Origin of the sequence: Paenibacillus aestuarii (assembly GCF_027789125.1) — a bacterium.
Classification (GTDB): domain Bacteria; phylum Bacillota; class Bacilli; order Paenibacillales; family NBRC-103111; genus Paenibacillus_E; species Paenibacillus_E aestuarii.
The window spans coordinates 66,955-82,085 of the sequence record NZ_JAQFVF010000061.1 but is presented as its reverse complement, the minus strand read 5'-3'; the positions used below and the strand labels follow the sequence as shown (position 1 = coordinate 82,085).

The window sequence follows — 15,131 nt, the reverse complement described above, 5'->3', positions numbered from 1 at the left end:
ATATTATTTGAAAAACACTTCGTTTAACTAACGTTATCAGAAAAGCCGGAAAAGGGGCTTGTGTAAAATAATAGACGGTTCAAATTCGTTGGTGGACCGCCAAATCATTTTATAACCTAGCTAGTCTAAACATTTGTCAGAGTCTTACGATTAGCTGCATGTGGTGGTTCTTCCATCCAGCCGTTATCAATCATGATGTTTATCCCATCCTCACCATAATGTGCAAACTCTGCCGCTAGACGAATGTACTGTGCTGCTATATCATGTCTCACGGCTGTAGCTATACCAGTTCCGTAATTGCCTACTCCAGCCATACTCAAAACCCTTGTATGGAACATCATGAGTTTATCTGAAAATGGTGGAACCGTGGAATCCATGACTTCTGAATCCCAAGTTTGGGGTAAAGAAAGGTCATTTTCACGAAAGAGTCCAGTAAAAACTTCAACATGTTTATCAGCAATGTTTTTCCCCCTAATCATATACTCACGAACTTCTTTTGATTTTGCCACTTGACTATAACCCATTACCAATGCCTTACCAAACACATTTGTAAGTATGCTTAAGAAAAGTTGAGTTATTTCCATCGCTTCTAGTGGTCTACGATCTCCAAACCAACCTGTCAGAAAGCTCTGCTTATTTACAAAATAAACCATTTCTGGTACAGGAATGTAGGGTGGTCTCGTAAATATTCCTTTGGATAGGATAACGTTTTTTACTTTTTCTGTTAGCTGAGTAGATGAAGAAAGACATTCATTGTAAAAATCACAAACGTCTGATCGTACCATTAAAGGTAAAGCTAAACTGTACCCAATCAACCCAATTCTAGACATATTCTGGAGATAAATGAGGTAGAATGTATCCGTAAACAAGCGTGGGGCATCTAGGTTCACATCGTCATCTGTAAAGCCTTGAGGAATAGGGTAGTTTTCACTTTTAAAGATTTCAGTAATTCTTTGAACATGCTGTTCTGATAAACCCAAAGCGTATTCGATAACAGGGCGAATTTCTGCATCTTCAACTTTGTTCACATAGTATTTAAGGACACATATTGCCAAACTGTCAGTTAAATACTGATTCCAAAGGTTTCCGATTTCTGCTGCAGTTAATCTAATGTTATGAGCCGATTCCAATGCCTTTTACCTCCCGAAGTAAATTCAACATGTATTAGGTATCCCCTTGTATCTTTGCCTCTATGTAAATATTCACCATTATTCGTAATTAATTTTTGTTCAACATTAATGTTTAGTAGAATCATTTGAAAAAGTCTCGAATCCTCTGTCCTAACGTCTTCTCTTCGGGTAAATCGAAACTGATGGACTGCGCAATTTTCACCAATTGGCGCATCTCTTCGTCAAGACGCTCGCCCTCCCGTTCATGAACTACGTTACCGGTCTTGATAAACAGCGCGAACTGATTTATCCGCGCCTGATTCGATAGGATGATGCGATCAACAAGTCCGCCATACATCCGCCCGATGTCCGAGCGATACCGCGTGTTAATGGATTCCTGCGCCACTACTGCCAGTTTGCGCGTATATGTATCGGCATGGCGAACGATTAGCGCCTTCGCTACGGTCGGAGTAAGCTCGTAAAACTCCCGCATAATCTCGGCAATTGCCGTACCTCTATGTGAAATTGCGTAAAAATCTGCGGCTACGTCTGCCTCATTAATTCCGTCTAATCGTTGCTCTAAAATTGCGTTTGTCATTTCATTTCCACCTTCCGCGGGATCTCCGCAAATTTTTAAAATTTTTTGAGCGGCTAGCCACATTTTCAAAATCGAAATGGTAGCGAGGGAGTGGCGTACCCCCTACCGTTTGAAAGTCCTGAGAGGTTATCCGGATGTTTACGCAAAGTCTAACGGTCTACGCGATATAGAAGCGGGACCATTTCTTGCACACGGGCGGGACCCTCCGAAGTTGCCGAAGTTGTGCAATCGAGCGCGAGAAATCGGGCCGGCGTGCTCGGAGCGATGCCGCAATTCTTTCGCATACGGTAGCGGTACCCTGGGGCCTTTACCGATCGCAGCGCAACGCAAAAAGACCGGTCCCAATCGGGCCGGCCAAAATGTATCGCTATAGTCCCGCTTAAATTACGCGGCTATCCTCGTACTCCTTAACGATCTTGTAGAACGTCGTCTTCTTAACGTCAAGCCTGCGCATGAACTCGACGGCTGTGATCGCTTCTGACTTCCATTGCGGATACATAGCATCGAATACCGCCAGCTTATCCTTAGTCAACGCTGACAGGTTCATTTGCGGACGTCCCAGGTGCTTACCTTGCTCTTTAGCTACCGCAATACCTTCGGCCTGCCGCTGTTTAATCTTCTTACGCTCCTGCTCCGCTACGTACGATAGTAAGCTAAGGAATTGATCCTCCATCAACTTACCCATATCACCCATTGCTTTGAACTTACGGCTATCGAATAGCGACTCGTTCTCAAGAATGACGATATCGGCGTTTAGCTCGCGCGTGATGTACTTCCATTCGCGGATAATGCCGTCATAGTCCCGGCCAAGACGATCCAGCGCGTCAATGTAAATCAGGTCACCTTCGCGAATAACTGATTTCATCGCCTGGTACTGCGGCCGATCGAAATCTTTGCCGCTTTGCTTATCAACGAAAATGAATCGGTCATCGATTCCAAGCTCGCGCATTTTAACGAGCTGCCGTTCCTCATTCTGTGATAAGCTCGATACCCTTACGTAACCGATCTTCGCGCTTTTCATATTGACCGCCGCCCTTTCGTTGATCCCTTATGACCCAATTATACCCAATTAGTTCGTAAAGGTCAACGAAATAACGCGAACGTTCGTAAATAATTTTAAGTGCGTTTACGGACGGAAATAGTATTACTTTTCGCGTCGTCTTAAAATCATACCTTTGCGAACGCATCTAACGAGATGATTTTCGAAACACTTCAACGAGAAAATCAGTGAATTTTTTATTTGTCACGTTATATGAGTTTAATAGTTCTGGATAAAGCGCTATTTGAACTGTTTCAAAATTTGGACCTGTTCCAAACCTAAGGCCTGATTGATCGGTAAATTTATCTCTAAGCGGTAAATCTAATCGATTTCTTATTTCCTCACTGTTAAAAGCCCCATGTGGATAATCTATAGCAAAAAACAGTCTTGATTTTTCTAGATGCATGACTCCCCATTTCTTTCCTCCCCAAACAACTCCGCGACCTGACCTTAATGTATACCAATCTTTACTGGTGTCCTTTAATTTCGTTTTGTAAGGTACGAACCCAGGTACACCTTTAAGAAATTCAAGTAACTGCAAACCTTGTTCAACGATCATAACGCAACCCTCCTCATCAGATTTAAGGAGATATTACCACACCAAGGAAACATTGTGTGCGTTTATGCAACAATGATTTTGAAACGGTTTTTAAAACTACAAACCGGTTATTTAGCTTCAAATTTTACCCGTTTCACAATCGCATCATATACGAAGGTTTTTGAAACGATTTTCGCGATGAAACCCTTTGATCAAGTATCCGCGCGGGTTCGCGTCATATCAGCATTGCTAATTTTTTGGGGCCATGTAAAAGTATTTAATGTGAACTCTGATTTTATATATAGGAGGTGAACGATATGCAAATCCGAAAAGCAGATTGCTGTAAATGCTGTATGGAGACAGACCACAAAGTAATCGCGCATCGCCGTGATTCCTTACGGGACTGGACTCTTATTATTGTATGTATAAAATGCGCTGAGACGCGTTACATGTTCGAATATTTGCAGGGTTAGCCTTTCAAACCCGAGTAGCAATTTAAGAGGGGTGTTTATTATACGCCGCCTCTTAAATACCATTTTCTCTGTTTCTCTGAGCGTTCATAGATATTTTTATCGCTATTGCGGACGGACACAGAAAACTGCCGTCCACACAACGAAAAAAAGACCGGAATCATTTCAATTCCAGCCTAATAAGTATCGAAAAAGTCCTTTTCACTTTCACATAAATTGTTTATTCTACTTAGGACGGTATTTCCCGATCATCATAGGCTCAAGCGATCGCAACTATGAATTAATCCAAGTGTTTAAACAAACTTACTTTTCACTTGTTGCACCGGACTTGCGAAGTGTTTGGTAGGTTTCCTTCGAGTACGATACCTTATATATCCAATTAAAAATGAATCCCTTCCAGATTAAATTCAATATAAAATGTGCGACAACTAATCCTATTACAGCTGGAATCATCCAATGAGAATCCCTATTGTTATCGTAACTACTACCTATTCCAGAGAAAACAAACAAATAAACAATTGCCCTTACTAACCGCCAAATTATAGACCTGACCATGAAACCTTTAGGTAATATAATATATTCCTTGTCTGGGCCAATTTGATCTTTTCTTTGAAATAACTCAAACTGCTGCTCATCACTCATTTATGTTACTCCCCTTTGATGTTGGTGTACAAGTAGAATAGTATATTATTCCTATTTTGGGAAGTGATTTTGTCGAATCAAAGCAACGCTGAATACCGTTTGCACGATCAAAACTATGTCTATTCCAAACGGTTAGTCCGTTTTAGCGCTATTGAAAACACCGAGAACCAGCACCACTACGCGATTCCTGTCCGTCTACGCGTACGCCCCCGCGTAAACTTCGAAGTTTAAGTGTATCACATACAAAAGTTTCGGAACAAAAGTTCGCTAATAACATTAAAAAGGAAAAATCCCCCTAATGTCGAATAATAAAGCAAGTCTATTCTAATCTCAACTGAAAGGGAGGTCACCAATCGATGGATGAAAAGAGAAAAGTCATTAATGATTCCCTAAATAAAGTATCTGCGAAGATGGCTACTCCAGCAGAAAAAAAAGTAACGGCATCGGTTGATAAATTATCAGCAAGACTAACCGATTCTGGCAACACTAAAAAGAAATGAGGAGATAAGTTTGAGCAAAGAGAACAATGATAATAAATTAAATATACTAAATGAATCCTTCAATAAACCCTCGGCTAAACTGGAGAAATCGCTTGACAAGCCGTCGGCCAGACTTACTTCTCCTGCTGATCCAAAGAAGAAGTAACAGAAACGGGTTCTTTTTGAAGTTCTGCTTTTTGACGATCTTCCACTTGTGCATTATAAATTGCTTCGGCATCAAATATTTTCACGTAAGAACCAGACTTTGTATCATAAAAGACATGAGATTCAGGAATAGGATAGTTCTTAACGAGTTCGGTGAAAAAAGTAACATCTTCTAAATGTAAATGGCGTTCCGGTTCAAAAGTACGGGACGCTTTTTTTATACAACCGATCATCGACATACCTGACTTATCGATTCTGCCAATTTCAACAACTTGGGAGTCATTCTGAGCAAATACTTCATCCCAAACAGAAGACGAACTGGAAAAAGGAGCTAGTCCACGCCATTCCCTAACCCTATTGATAATTTTATTTTGCACCAATGGGTGAACCCACTTTGCCCAAATGATACTTGCAATCAAACTAACAATTCCACTCAGGCATAAAAAGATAACTAAGAAATAAAGATTTGATGATTCTGCTTTTAATGCATCTAAAGTCCAAATTTGACTTGCTGTTGAAATCAGCTTAGATAACGAAATAGCCGAGTTATATAATAATATTGTTAAGAATGAAACCGGTAACCATAAGAGTGCAGAAACTGCGGTAAATTCCGTTGGGGTATGTTTTACTACAGGGTTAATCCCAAACGCTTGAAGCCAAAAATACATAATAAATCCTGGAAGTAAAAAAACAATTGTTCCCAAAAGATTATCCAAAATACATCTCCTCCCGAAAATATGTATTCGACAAGTAAAACTTTTCACCTTTTTACCATTCCAATATTTTGAAGAAAAATCATTTGCATGATCGCAATTATGTCATATTCCAATCAGTCGGATCATTTTATTGCTTTTGAACCGCCGGAAAGCCGCGCCACTATGCGTTTTTCGTCCCAAATACACTATGCGTACACCTACCATTCTAAGTTTTTAATATGATGGAAGCGAAGCTAGAAATCTCGTTAAATATTGCATTTTTCGTTAAGTTTACATGTCATTCAATCCAATCCTAAGTCTCAACTCCGCTAATTCGTTTGTCAGAGCATCGTTATCTTGATCCGCTACTCCAACGTTAACAATCGTATCCGGACCGCCTTCTCTCCGGTCGACTAGCATTCCACGCGAACGAAGTACAATTTCCGCAGCCTTGACATTTCGTTTGGTACGAAGCTGATACCTTAGCGCAGTAAACGCGTCACCAACGATCTCATCTGCGTAACTATCGACTAATTCTTTGCGTGCAGCTTTAAAGTCCGGATCTTGCGTCCGCCACCGGAACAATGTCGCCACATCAACACCGCATTCCTCCGAAATCTTGCCATATGTAAGGCGCTCAGCCTCCGGATCAATGATAGACTGCGTTAACAGAAGTATCGCCTTTTGCTTTTCAGGTTTCAATTCGTGGAATTTACTCATAATTCGCCACCCTCCCGCTTACTTAGTTCTCTACATCCATTGTGGTTTTATCTGATTCGTACTCAATTTCGAATTTGTCGATGGCACCAGGAACTTTCGAAAATAGCGCTATCGGTAAATTCCCGAAAGTATCGCGCAAATCCAAAGCTCTAAAAAATCCCGACCATAGCGCATCGACCGCGGATTCAAGAGGCGTTTTATCTCGATCCATTTCCCAGTTTCCAATCTCGTACTCATATCCTGATGGCGCATAGATTCGGACAATTTCCTTCCTTCCATCTTGTACATGTCGTACCGAAATTTGTTGAGGGTTTGTCATACTCTACCTTCTTTCCGTATTTTTTAATAAGCATAGGAGCCATGAAGCCGATATATTGCTCACTTACACTTTCACCAAAAGTCATCCACTTGTTGCCGATCGTAACAATCCGCTTATGGCCGATGCGTTCGATATGCATGATTCGCCTACTTCCTCTATAGAATCGACGCTTTACAACGTAAAAAAAGCAATAAATGGTTTATCCCCTTATCGCAGTTATCGAGTGCTTAATTTCCCGCTTTAAACGCGTCATATCATGCTGATTCTACTCTTAAACCGTCGCTTTCTTCCCTTTGTACCGCGCGTCTCTCTTACGTCTCGCCAACGACTCGGCACGATCACGACAACCGGTACAATACCGCTGTCTGTTCGATGTTTTAACGTAATCCTTACGGCACATATCGCAACGATCGAGGTTTTTCTTCGTACCTCCGAAATACTTCGCTTCGAGTCCGCTATCTTCCGGAAGCACGCTGGATTCGAAATACTTACAACGTGCCCCTTCTGCATTATCACGAAAGAACCGGCATGTTAGTCGATCGTCTAATTCGATTAGACAACCGTCACAACGTGTAAAATTTGCGCACCGATTTCGGGCTAAGCGCTGAATTTCCGTTAGAACGCTAACTTTGGCCCCCTCCAAACCTCGTAAGATTAGTTTTCTTAAGCATAAAAAAAGAGCCTTATCCAACAAATGGACTGCCCCGTTCAAAATGCGCATGCGCAAAATCGCTCCATTATGCAAGCGTATCTGAGTAGCGCGCACGTTTTATTGCTTCGATGATGCCGTCATCAACACCGACAAACTGCGCTATTTTGTATTGAAGTTTTAGACTGACCGCGCGTAATCCAGCCTCGACACTCGAAATTAAGGAACGACTGACACCGAGATGCACAGCAAATTGTTGTTGTGTGAAGCCTAGTTTAATTCTGACTGCTCTTACCGCCGTCGAATCCATATACGTCTGCTCCTCTCTGCTTTAGAATGTCACATATAATAATCTCGCAGGAGTTTGGCCCCCTACATGTATACCTTTTTGTCGCCACTTAAAAATCATCTGTCTTGCTCGTCCTCGCCGTTTTTTACTTTGCGATTACCCTCCCCGTAAATTAGTCTTTGGCCAAGGATGGCGTCAATTAGTTCGGTTTCGTATGGAACTTCGTATTTCCAAGATTGTTTGAGCATTTCGTACTCGTTCAGCCAGAACGGATACTCGTGCCACCATATGTAGTTCTCTTCACGCTTCGTTTTCTTCTTTTTAGATACTACACCAGCTAGCAGTGCTTTATCTGTGCGTTGATTCCTTTTTTGAAGTGTCTTAAATGCTCGCTTACAATCGTCGCAGCAAGTTTGCTTAGTATTGTTTCGGCTATCATCCCTCCACAGGTGCCAGCAAAAAGCACACTGTTTAACTCGTTTGTCTAAAGGCAAAGCAGCGCATAGTTCACTTATGATTGGGGCGGCCTCCTCACGCGTTAAACCAGATACGTACTCAAGTGCGTAAGCTATTGCACCCGTGCCAGGATCGATACGATGAATTAGACCTACCCGATTTTCTGTTTCTGGCTGTAACGACTCGATCCGGGCACCAATTGCCTCCGCATCAATAATACGCTCGATCGCGTCGTAATCTCCGTTATAGTAAGCGTCCTGACGTGCTAGCTCGTATTCCCTTTGTCTAATCAATAGTACCGCCCTCCAGTTGTCTAATTGTTGACTTTCGATTGTTTATCGGGTATATTTTAAGCGAATGGTATAATTGAGATAACTTTGTACGTTTTGGGGGTTAATAGGTTTATTTCATCTTTTATGACGTTTACTTACGATACTGTTAATACCGCATTACTCTGTCTCCGCGGTAATAACGATCTAATCTCCTTCTCCGTATAGAAATACCGTAAGCAATCTCCAATATCTGAGCCCCCGTTAATTTCGTAACTCCGCTCATCCGCAGCTTTTTCTACGCTTAAAGTCATCCGGTAAAAGTTTGGCCTTTTCTTATACGTTCCCTTCTGCTTTTGATTCCGGCTTACTATCGCGATTACGCCGAGCTTTTCGAGTTTATTTATCTGCCGGCCGACCGTGTTATCGTCCACGCCCGCTGCTTCTTCGATCTGACCGTACGACATGTAAAAAATCCCGTTTCCCCATCGTTTAGAATGTACAAGCATCGCATACGCGACCGCCTTCTGATTCTTCTGCGGACATCGCCGGATTATCGCGTCAATCTCTGAAAATGTAACCGTGAGGTCCCGCTGATCGGTAATGAGCGTTTGATTATGGTGATAAACGTAATCGACGCACTCCTGCAGATCCTTTATGCATGCGGACCATTCCGTACTATATAAGCGGCGATCCTGCCACGTAAACCATTCGGTTATTGCCGCTAATGCGTCCGGCCGCTCAACCCCGTTATGGTTCATTAATCGCGCGAGCAGTAAGAATGATTTATGACGCTGCCCTGGCGCCGTCATTCCGTCGTTGTAACGCTTGGCCGCGTGCGCCAACGTATAGCTCTCCGATTGGTCATAGATCGCGAGCGGTTTGTGTCGGCTTATCGCGTTTTCCATATCGGCGGCGGCCCGGCTATCGTACGAGCTCTCTTCGTGAATAAGCTCGAGAATGGCGGCATGGTCCGTCTTCTTTAGCGTGAGAAAGTAAGCAATTGATTCGGATCGGTCCATAACGCGCAGCCCATCGTCAACGTTGCAGAAGCCGCAAAAATTGCCCGTTTTCTGCTGGATTCCAAGCGGCAACTTAACGCCCCTTGTCGCGTACGGTACGAACTCCGTTTTACCCTGACCGACACCTACTATTTCCGCGCGTTGCACGATAAAATCGAAGAACTGGCGGGAGGCGGCGACGCTGATCGCTTTGTCGTAGAATAACTCAACGTGGTAACCCTTCGAGCCGCTGAAAGATATCGCGTAATTATGCAGGCCAAGATCGTCGAGTGTATCCGCCAATTTATACGTCACCCATCTGGCCGTTTCCGCTTCATCAGCGTAATCAACGTCGAAGCAGATAAATTTTGTTAGGTACGCGCCGGAAAATGTACCGATCGGCAGCTTGCCGCCGAGATGGTTTTGAACGTGAAACCGACGTAATGGCTTGCTACGATCATTCCGCGTGATAAATGTACCGTCTTTCATTTGAATGAGGTAATGCGTGTTCTGAATTAAGTAATAATCGAACAATTTGTCTATCACTTTTTGCATTGTTTAACCGCACTCCTCCGCTAATTGAGATGATATAACGCTTCTGAAAGTTCGAGTGTTTGCTCGTAAAGCCAGAACATTCGATGAGTCTTCGGATGAACCGCGACGGTTATGTACCTAATACCTCGATCGCGGAGTTTTCGGCTTAATCCAACGTCATAGCAAAAGAAATAAGTTTTCAGTTGCGACCCTCCCTTCAAGTTTATTGTTCTCACTGTTACTTACGAGGCGATATTTAACTTCGCACACCTGCCGCGAAAATTAATTCCCGCCCTACACCACGTTAATATACGGCGAAGATAACTTCGCACACTTTTGCCAAAAAAAAATTCAATATTTGAATGAAACCACCACGAATGCATGTTCGTATTAATGAGTATAAGAAACGCGCAGACAACGGCAGCCTATCCCGACATCTACGCGTTATATGTAAAATTCGGCGTTGGCGTACGAGTCGTTTGGCGCCGACTCCACCGGACACAAGATCGGTTAAACAACGTTGGCGCGTTTGTTTAACAGAACGTACAATTTGTTTAACGGTCCCGACTGGCGGTAAACGTTTGCAGCGTTAACGACGGGATCGCGCTTCAAGCTAAGCAGACATTACGTAAGAGCGCGAGCTGTGCCGGCGTTTGAAACGTTCGCAGCGTCTCGACACCGGTGAAACTACCGTCTTCACGCGATTGGATCCGTTGAATCTTAACGGCTCCTGTTTCGCTATCATATACAAGCGCGATTTCGTCATATACGACTACGGCCGCATTACCGTCGACCATGAGCAATAAAACCACCCCCTTTCCGGACTCGTAAGCGGTGCGGTCTTGCAGCTTCGTAACAATTTCCGGTATCATCGATTCATCTCGATCGGTATGTCCGATAAGAAGCGGCGCGCCCACTTGCCGGTATAGGTCCGGCTTGTCCAACGGTTTAACACGGATAACCCACAAGCTGCCGCCTTCCTCGCGTTCGATAAAGGAATACGTTATTCTCCGAGGTGAGGACGCCGGGCATCGGCAGGTACTCGTCATTGTCAAAACGGTCCAATTTCAGCGATTACTTGTTTCATTGCGCAGCCCTCCTTTTACGCTAAAAATGCGTGTAGCATCTCGGCTAAGATAATACCGATTAGCTTCAAAATGAGGCGCGTGTGTTTACGGCGATAGCGTGGGGTAGGCTCTGGCGGATAGATCGATGCTCCAACATACGTCATACAGCGACATCTCCTTTCGCGATCGGTACGATGAAGCCGAGTGCTACGGCGATGGTTGGCGCTATTTCAACGGCGCCAAGGATTGCGTCGCGACCAACGCCTGTTAACGAGCAAAAGTAACCGTGTTGAACCGAAATAGTCTGGCGATTTGCTACGTTTAACATAGTTGCGTGAATAGTTCCGGACGGTGAGTGCTTAATGAATCGAATATGTACAATAGTCATAAAATGTGAAACCTCCTTGCGTTATTTATCGTATAATGTTTAACGTCTATCGTTAACTTTAGTTTATACGTCCTATCGTTAAACGTCAAGGAGTAATTTCCAGATGATTAATATTACGTTATAATCAGGAGGTGAGGAGTTGATGACGTTGGCTATTCGGATTAAGTTAAACGAGGTCCTTGAAGCAGCGAAGATTACAAAGAACGCACTAGCGCGTGAAGCAAAAGTAAGGCCAAATTTAATTTACGATTTATGCGAAGAAGATAAGACGAAGCAAACGAAGCGTATTGATCTCAAAACACTAAGTACAATCATCGATACTCTTGAAGAACTAACTGGAAAAAGTTATAGTATTTCGGACATATTAGAATACGTTTCTGACAAAAAATAAACCGCGCCCTCACTAGAGGAACGCGGCTTTTATTTTTAAATCCATATCAAGTTTTTGAACTGCCATTCAAAGTTTCTACCGAGTACCTTCTGTATTCGATAAACGTAAAATTGTTGCGGCCGATAAAAGTATGGTGACTCTAGCCGTTTGATCACGTTAGTTGGTAAATCGAACTTTGCGGCAAACTGCACCTGCGTTAGTCCGTGTGTTTGCCTTCTGCGCATTTTTACAAGGTCCCACCTCGTAGTCATCCGCGAATCCCAGCACATATACGCCTGACGTGTTTCACACCAAACGAGATTAATAACAGCGTCACCTATATCGATTTGCCGGATTCCTTTCGTTTCCTTATTAACCTTTATACTCTCTTCTGTTTGCGGTTCGAAAAATGTTGTCGTCATCACATATTCCCTCCCCGTTATTTTGGCCAGTCAACGTGATCCATTACAAAATCCATCGTTACCCCGAGAATTTTTTCGTATTGCTCGCTTCTCCACGCTGGATTATACGGTTCTCTCGATTCTAGTCTCTGTATTACAGCTACGGACACTTCACATTGCTCCGCGTACTCTTCTTGATTCATGTTTCCCCACGCCCGTCGGCGCAACTTGCATAGATCCCAGCGAGTGATCACGCGCAATCGTTGTACTTCCTCCTCCGTATACCGAACGCAAGTGTAATAGTTAATCCCTTTCATCGCACACCGTCTCCGTTCTTTTGCGGAATAAACGGCTTCGACTTAACCGTTACCAGTGGCTGAAAAATTTCCGACTGCTTATCTTCGCGTCTCCCGCTAATATTCATCTCGATCGAATCAGGGCCACGTTCTTCTAATTTGAGATTCAATACTCTGCGCAGCCCCTCACGACAAATCGCGGATAAGGTGTTATTTGATGTAATGTTTTGAACTGCAGCTATGATATCGGAATCCGCTTCCTCACGAAGTCGGAATGCTATAAATTTACGTTGCACATCGATTACCTCCATTCGTTTAACTCCTGATGGTAAACAATATGCGCTAATCACCTGAGTATGACAACGAAATAAAAAAGCCCGCCCGATGTTTAATCGGACAAGGCGCGGAATGTTTAACGTATTCTGTTTAACGTGCATACCTCCGGTAACGCTCGGGGCCGACGCGTACGGGCACTGCTTTATGTGCCCTAGCGCACTATTTAGCGTATTCAGACCGGCTCGTACATAATGCAAGTCCCGTTTAATATTTGAGGGCACTTTACCTCCCCTGTTTAAATTACGAAGTCCACGAACGCGGGCGATCGAAGCTGTCCTCTACGCGTCCAGTTGCGGATTTTTACGCGAGCCTTGAGCTCAGGTCGCAAATAGACGTATTCATCGTCCTCAACCCTTTTAAGATGGTCCTTGACGCTGTTAAACGCCTTGCGCTGCGCCGGTGTAACGCCTAACTCTATAACTCCGATCGGTTCAAGTCGTTCATTAGCGGCAAGCCATCCGAACTCTCCTTTCGAATAGCCCATGATGTAAACGTCGGTATATGTCCAGTTAATTATTTTAAGCCAGGCGCTTGATCGGCTACTGACATACGTGCTGTCTTTCCGTTTCGCGACGATACCTTCCATGCCCTGCGCCTCGATATTTTTGTATAGCGCAATACCGGTCCCGTCAAAATACGGAATTTTAGCGATAAGTGAATTCTGCGGGAACACGATCGACGATAGAATTTTCTTGCGCTGTTCGAGCGGTAGACCGCGCAAATCTTCGCCCTTATAGCGAAGGATATCAAATACAATGTAGTTAGCCGGTAATTTTTCCGAGAGCCTCCGTATCTTGTCAGCTTTCTTAGCTGAAAATCGCTCCATAACGGATTCGAAGCATATTGCGCCTGTTTCCGGGCTAACGCATGCTACCTCACCGTCGAGTAAAATATCTTCAGTAAATGGAACCGCTAGTAATTCTGGATATTGATGAGTGCAGTCATTGTTATTGCGCGTAAATAGACGTGTAAGACCGTTTGTACGTGAAAGTATTAAGCGATGACCATCGATTTTCGGCTCGAATATGTAATCATCGCTATCAAATGGTTCTTTCGCTGTTTCGAGTAACATCGGCGATATAAATGCCGGTAGATTGGTAGATGCTTGTGTAGCCATAGTTAACACCTCTACCGTAATTATACCGCGATGGTTTATACGTGTAGAGGCGGGAACTAGTGGGATAATACGCATATCCTTCCTGTGCACGTTGAGAACGGCTTAATTCGACGATTCAACCGAGAAAGTTAACGATAAAGTGACGCAAACATACGCGGTGGACACGTATAAGTATGTGGATTATGTTCGTGGTAAAAAAAATGCCAGCATAGCAGAATTTCCTCCGTTATCTGGCGTTTTTATTTTGTTAATTATTTACTTTTTTTCTTTTTGCGTTTACTAAAATACTGTTTTAGTGCCTTGTTAATTATTCTAGTTTGTTCCCCTCGTTCCGCTTCAAGCATAGCGGCCATGATTTTATCAAGCAGTTTTTTTTGAATCATAAACGTTTTCTTAACGAGCTTCCCCTCATCAGATTTAATTATCGGGGAATCACCCTCGTTATTCTCTACTTCTATTACTTCAATTGCCTTCTTCTTTCCCATATTCTCTTCTCCTCCCATGAAAACAATAAAACCGCCCTGCGCATATTTGCGTGGACGGTTTCGTCAATGTTCGTTAATTTTACGTGTGATTTGATTAGTGCTATGTTGACCTGTGTGCGATACCATATTCTGTGAATATCGTTGTTTCTTCATGCTGCCACCTCCTCTACGCGACATTGTAGCATATCACTTTTGATTGCGTAAACTAACCCCAACTCAACGTTGATTATGAATCCCTACCGCGATATAATTTATACAAACTAATGTTCGTACGTTTTCCTTGGAGGCTGAGCAACACCATGACTAATACAACTACGCCAAACGAAGTCGAAACGCTTTTCATCCGCCAGTACATCATGCTACCGTTTCTGACCACGATGGTCGAAAAAAGTATCCGCGACATCAAAGCGGACCCGACCGGTGTACTTGACGAATTGTTCATACGGACTTCGCAGCACATCATCAATGAAATCCAGGCGGACTTAACCGAGGTCCGCAAAGCGCTCCGATCGTTAAATATTCGCGTATGGGACGATCCGAAGAATGACGGCGCGCTGCACTACCGCTATCTATGCCGTGGCCGCGAATACGAGCTTGCGATACCGCGCGTAATCGCCAGAACGGAACTTAGCGAGTTGCTCGGTAAATATACGCATAGAGCAGAAAAAGCGCTAAGCCAACGGTAGGCTTGCGCTTTTC

21 protein-coding genes are annotated in these 15,131 nt (G+C 43.6%); 3 read left to right on the top strand and 18 right to left on the bottom strand.

Annotated elements, in window-relative coordinates:
* Positions 1-125 precede the first annotated feature (125 nt).
* The 5 genes from O9139_RS22840 to O9139_RS22820 form a co-directional block, all read right to left on the bottom strand.
* A complete protein-coding gene (locus tag O9139_RS22840; RefSeq protein WP_270884066.1) occupies positions 126-1,130 on the bottom strand; it encodes a DUF3231 family protein in 1,005 nt (334 codons plus the stop codon).
* 121 nt (positions 1,131-1,251) lie between these two features.
* Positions 1,252-1,707, bottom strand: coding sequence for a hypothetical protein (locus O9139_RS22835; RefSeq protein ID WP_270884065.1), 456 nt, complete (start codon positions 1,705-1,707; stop codon positions 1,252-1,254).
* A 379-nt stretch (positions 1,708-2,086) separates the two neighbouring features.
* A complete protein-coding gene (locus tag O9139_RS22830) occupies positions 2,087-2,728 on the bottom strand; it encodes a recombinase family protein (RefSeq protein ID WP_270884064.1) in 642 nt (213 codons plus the stop codon).
* 166 nt (positions 2,729-2,894) lie between these two features.
* The gene (locus O9139_RS22825) at positions 2,895-3,305 is read right to left on the bottom strand and encodes a hypothetical protein (RefSeq protein ID WP_270884063.1); all 411 of its coding nucleotides are present in this window, start codon (positions 3,303-3,305) and stop codon (positions 2,895-2,897) included.
* Between the two features lie 752 nt (positions 3,306-4,057).
* Positions 4,058-4,396, bottom strand: a complete 339-nt coding sequence (locus tag O9139_RS22820; RefSeq protein ID WP_270884062.1) for a hypothetical protein — start codon at positions 4,394-4,396, stop codon at positions 4,058-4,060.
* Between the two features lie 356 nt (positions 4,397-4,752).
* On the opposite strand from O9139_RS22820, the gene O9139_RS22815 reads away from it, so the two are divergent.
* On the top strand, positions 4,753-4,896 hold the full coding sequence (locus tag O9139_RS22815; protein WP_270884061.1) for a hypothetical protein: 144 nt from the start codon (positions 4,753-4,755) through the stop codon (positions 4,894-4,896).
* Between the two features lie 113 nt (positions 4,897-5,009).
* Here O9139_RS22815 and O9139_RS22810 read toward each other — a convergent pair whose 3' ends face one another.
* The 9 genes from O9139_RS22810 to O9139_RS22775 form a co-directional block, all read right to left on the bottom strand.
* Positions 5,010-5,756, bottom strand: coding sequence for a DUF6338 family protein (locus tag O9139_RS22810; protein WP_270884060.1), 747 nt, complete (start codon positions 5,754-5,756; stop codon positions 5,010-5,012).
* Between the two features lie 270 nt (positions 5,757-6,026).
* Positions 6,027-6,455 carry a phBC6A51 family helix-turn-helix protein gene (locus O9139_RS22805; protein ID WP_270884059.1) on the bottom strand — a complete coding sequence of 143 codons (429 nt, stop codon included), beginning with the start codon at positions 6,453-6,455 and terminating at the stop codon, positions 6,027-6,029.
* A 22-nt stretch (positions 6,456-6,477) separates the two neighbouring features.
* Positions 6,478-6,774 (bottom strand): hypothetical protein, encoded by a 297-nt coding sequence (locus tag O9139_RS22800; protein WP_270884058.1) that lies wholly within the window; start codon positions 6,772-6,774, stop codon positions 6,478-6,480.
* Between the two features lie 271 nt (positions 6,775-7,045).
* Positions 7,046-7,495, bottom strand: coding sequence for a cysteine-rich VLP protein (locus tag O9139_RS33410; protein ID WP_377523740.1), 450 nt, complete (start codon positions 7,493-7,495; stop codon positions 7,046-7,048).
* Between the two features lie 16 nt (positions 7,496-7,511).
* Entirely contained in the window at positions 7,512-7,733 is a 222-nt protein-coding gene (locus O9139_RS22795; protein ID WP_270884057.1) for a helix-turn-helix transcriptional regulator, read from the bottom strand.
* A 95-nt stretch (positions 7,734-7,828) separates the two neighbouring features.
* Positions 7,829-8,461 carry a hypothetical protein gene (locus O9139_RS22790; protein WP_270884056.1) on the bottom strand — a complete coding sequence of 211 codons (633 nt, stop codon included), beginning with the start codon at positions 8,459-8,461 and terminating at the stop codon, positions 7,829-7,831.
* 134 nt (positions 8,462-8,595) lie between these two features.
* Positions 8,596-9,993: a TOTE conflict system archaeo-eukaryotic primase domain-containing protein gene (locus tag O9139_RS22785; RefSeq protein ID WP_270884055.1), complete on the bottom strand. Its 1,398-nt coding sequence runs from the start codon at positions 9,991-9,993 to the stop codon at positions 8,596-8,598.
* A gap of 587 nt (positions 9,994-10,580) precedes the next feature.
* Positions 10,581-10,940 carry a hypothetical protein gene (locus O9139_RS22780; RefSeq protein ID WP_270884054.1) on the bottom strand — a complete coding sequence of 120 codons (360 nt, stop codon included), beginning with the start codon at positions 10,938-10,940 and terminating at the stop codon, positions 10,581-10,583.
* A 259-nt stretch (positions 10,941-11,199) separates the two neighbouring features.
* Positions 11,200-11,367 carry a hypothetical protein gene (locus O9139_RS22775; protein WP_270884053.1) on the bottom strand — a complete coding sequence of 56 codons (168 nt, stop codon included), beginning with the start codon at positions 11,365-11,367 and terminating at the stop codon, positions 11,200-11,202.
* 202 nt (positions 11,368-11,569) lie between these two features.
* Between O9139_RS22775 and O9139_RS22770 the strand changes: the two genes are divergently transcribed.
* On the top strand, positions 11,570-11,818 hold the full coding sequence (locus tag O9139_RS22770; protein WP_270884052.1) for a helix-turn-helix domain-containing protein: 249 nt from the start codon (positions 11,570-11,572) through the stop codon (positions 11,816-11,818).
* A 35-nt stretch (positions 11,819-11,853) separates the two neighbouring features.
* Here the strand turns inward: O9139_RS22770 and O9139_RS22765 are convergent, their stop codons facing one another.
* The 4 genes from O9139_RS22765 to O9139_RS22750 form a co-directional block, all read right to left on the bottom strand.
* Positions 11,854-12,219, bottom strand: a complete 366-nt coding sequence (locus O9139_RS22765) for a helix-turn-helix domain-containing protein (protein ID WP_270884051.1) — start codon at positions 12,217-12,219, stop codon at positions 11,854-11,856.
* Positions 12,220-12,511: 292 nt separating this feature from the next.
* Complete coding sequence (locus O9139_RS22760) at positions 12,512-12,805, bottom strand: hypothetical protein (protein WP_270884050.1); 294 nt, start codon at positions 12,803-12,805, stop codon at positions 12,512-12,514.
* Positions 12,806-13,065: 260 nt separating this feature from the next.
* Positions 13,066-13,947 carry an ATP-dependent DNA ligase gene (locus O9139_RS22755; RefSeq protein WP_270884049.1) on the bottom strand — a complete coding sequence of 294 codons (882 nt, stop codon included), beginning with the start codon at positions 13,945-13,947 and terminating at the stop codon, positions 13,066-13,068.
* Positions 13,948-14,198: 251 nt separating this feature from the next.
* On the bottom strand, positions 14,199-14,432 hold the full coding sequence (locus tag O9139_RS22750; RefSeq protein WP_270884048.1) for a hypothetical protein: 234 nt from the start codon (positions 14,430-14,432) through the stop codon (positions 14,199-14,201).
* A gap of 299 nt (positions 14,433-14,731) precedes the next feature.
* Here O9139_RS22750 and O9139_RS22745 point away from each other — a divergent pair, with 299 nt between their 5' ends.
* A complete protein-coding gene (locus tag O9139_RS22745) occupies positions 14,732-15,118 on the top strand; it encodes a hypothetical protein (RefSeq protein ID WP_270884047.1) in 387 nt (128 codons plus the stop codon).
* Positions 15,119-15,131 lie beyond the last annotated feature (13 nt).

Coding starts and splice junctions, on each gene's coding strand:
- O9139_RS33410 (WP_377523740.1), bottom strand. CDS start 7,495: ATGCGCATTTTGAACGGGGCAGTCCATTTGTTGGATAAGGCTCTTTTT.
- O9139_RS22775 (WP_270884053.1), bottom strand. CDS start 11,367: ATGTTAAACGTAGCAAATCGCCAGACTATTTCGGTTCAACACGGTTAC.
- O9139_RS22825 (WP_270884063.1), bottom strand. CDS start 3,305: ATGATCGTTGAACAAGGTTTGCAGTTACTTGAATTTCTTAAAGGTGTA.
- O9139_RS22765 (WP_270884051.1), bottom strand. CDS start 12,219: ATGACGACAACATTTTTCGAACCGCAAACAGAAGAGAGTATAAAGGTT.
- O9139_RS22830 (WP_270884064.1), bottom strand. CDS start 2,728: ATGAAAAGCGCGAAGATCGGTTACGTAAGGGTATCGAGCTTATCACAG.
- O9139_RS22770 (WP_270884052.1), top strand. CDS start 11,570: ATGACGTTGGCTATTCGGATTAAGTTAAACGAGGTCCTTGAAGCAGCG.
- O9139_RS22750 (WP_270884048.1), bottom strand. CDS start 14,432: ATGGGAAAGAAGAAGGCAATTGAAGTAATAGAAGTAGAGAATAACGAG.
- O9139_RS22800 (WP_270884058.1), bottom strand. CDS start 6,774: ATGACAAACCCTCAACAAATTTCGGTACGACATGTACAAGATGGAAGG.
- O9139_RS22745 (WP_270884047.1), top strand. CDS start 14,732: ATGACTAATACAACTACGCCAAACGAAGTCGAAACGCTTTTCATCCGC.
- O9139_RS22835 (WP_270884065.1), bottom strand. CDS start 1,707: ATGACAAACGCAATTTTAGAGCAACGATTAGACGGAATTAATGAGGCA.
- O9139_RS22785 (WP_270884055.1), bottom strand. CDS start 9,993: ATGCAAAAAGTGATAGACAAATTGTTCGATTATTACTTAATTCAGAAC.
- O9139_RS22815 (WP_270884061.1), top strand. CDS start 4,753: ATGGATGAAAAGAGAAAAGTCATTAATGATTCCCTAAATAAAGTATCT.
- O9139_RS22820 (WP_270884062.1), bottom strand. CDS start 4,396: ATGAGTGATGAGCAGCAGTTTGAGTTATTTCAAAGAAAAGATCAAATT.
- O9139_RS22795 (WP_270884057.1), bottom strand. CDS start 7,733: ATGGATTCGACGGCGGTAAGAGCAGTCAGAATTAAACTAGGCTTCACA.
- O9139_RS22805 (WP_270884059.1), bottom strand. CDS start 6,455: ATGAGTAAATTCCACGAATTGAAACCTGAAAAGCAAAAGGCGATACTT.
- O9139_RS22760 (WP_270884050.1), bottom strand. CDS start 12,805: ATGGAGGTAATCGATGTGCAACGTAAATTTATAGCATTCCGACTTCGT.
- O9139_RS22755 (WP_270884049.1), bottom strand. CDS start 13,947: ATGGCTACACAAGCATCTACCAATCTACCGGCATTTATATCGCCGATG.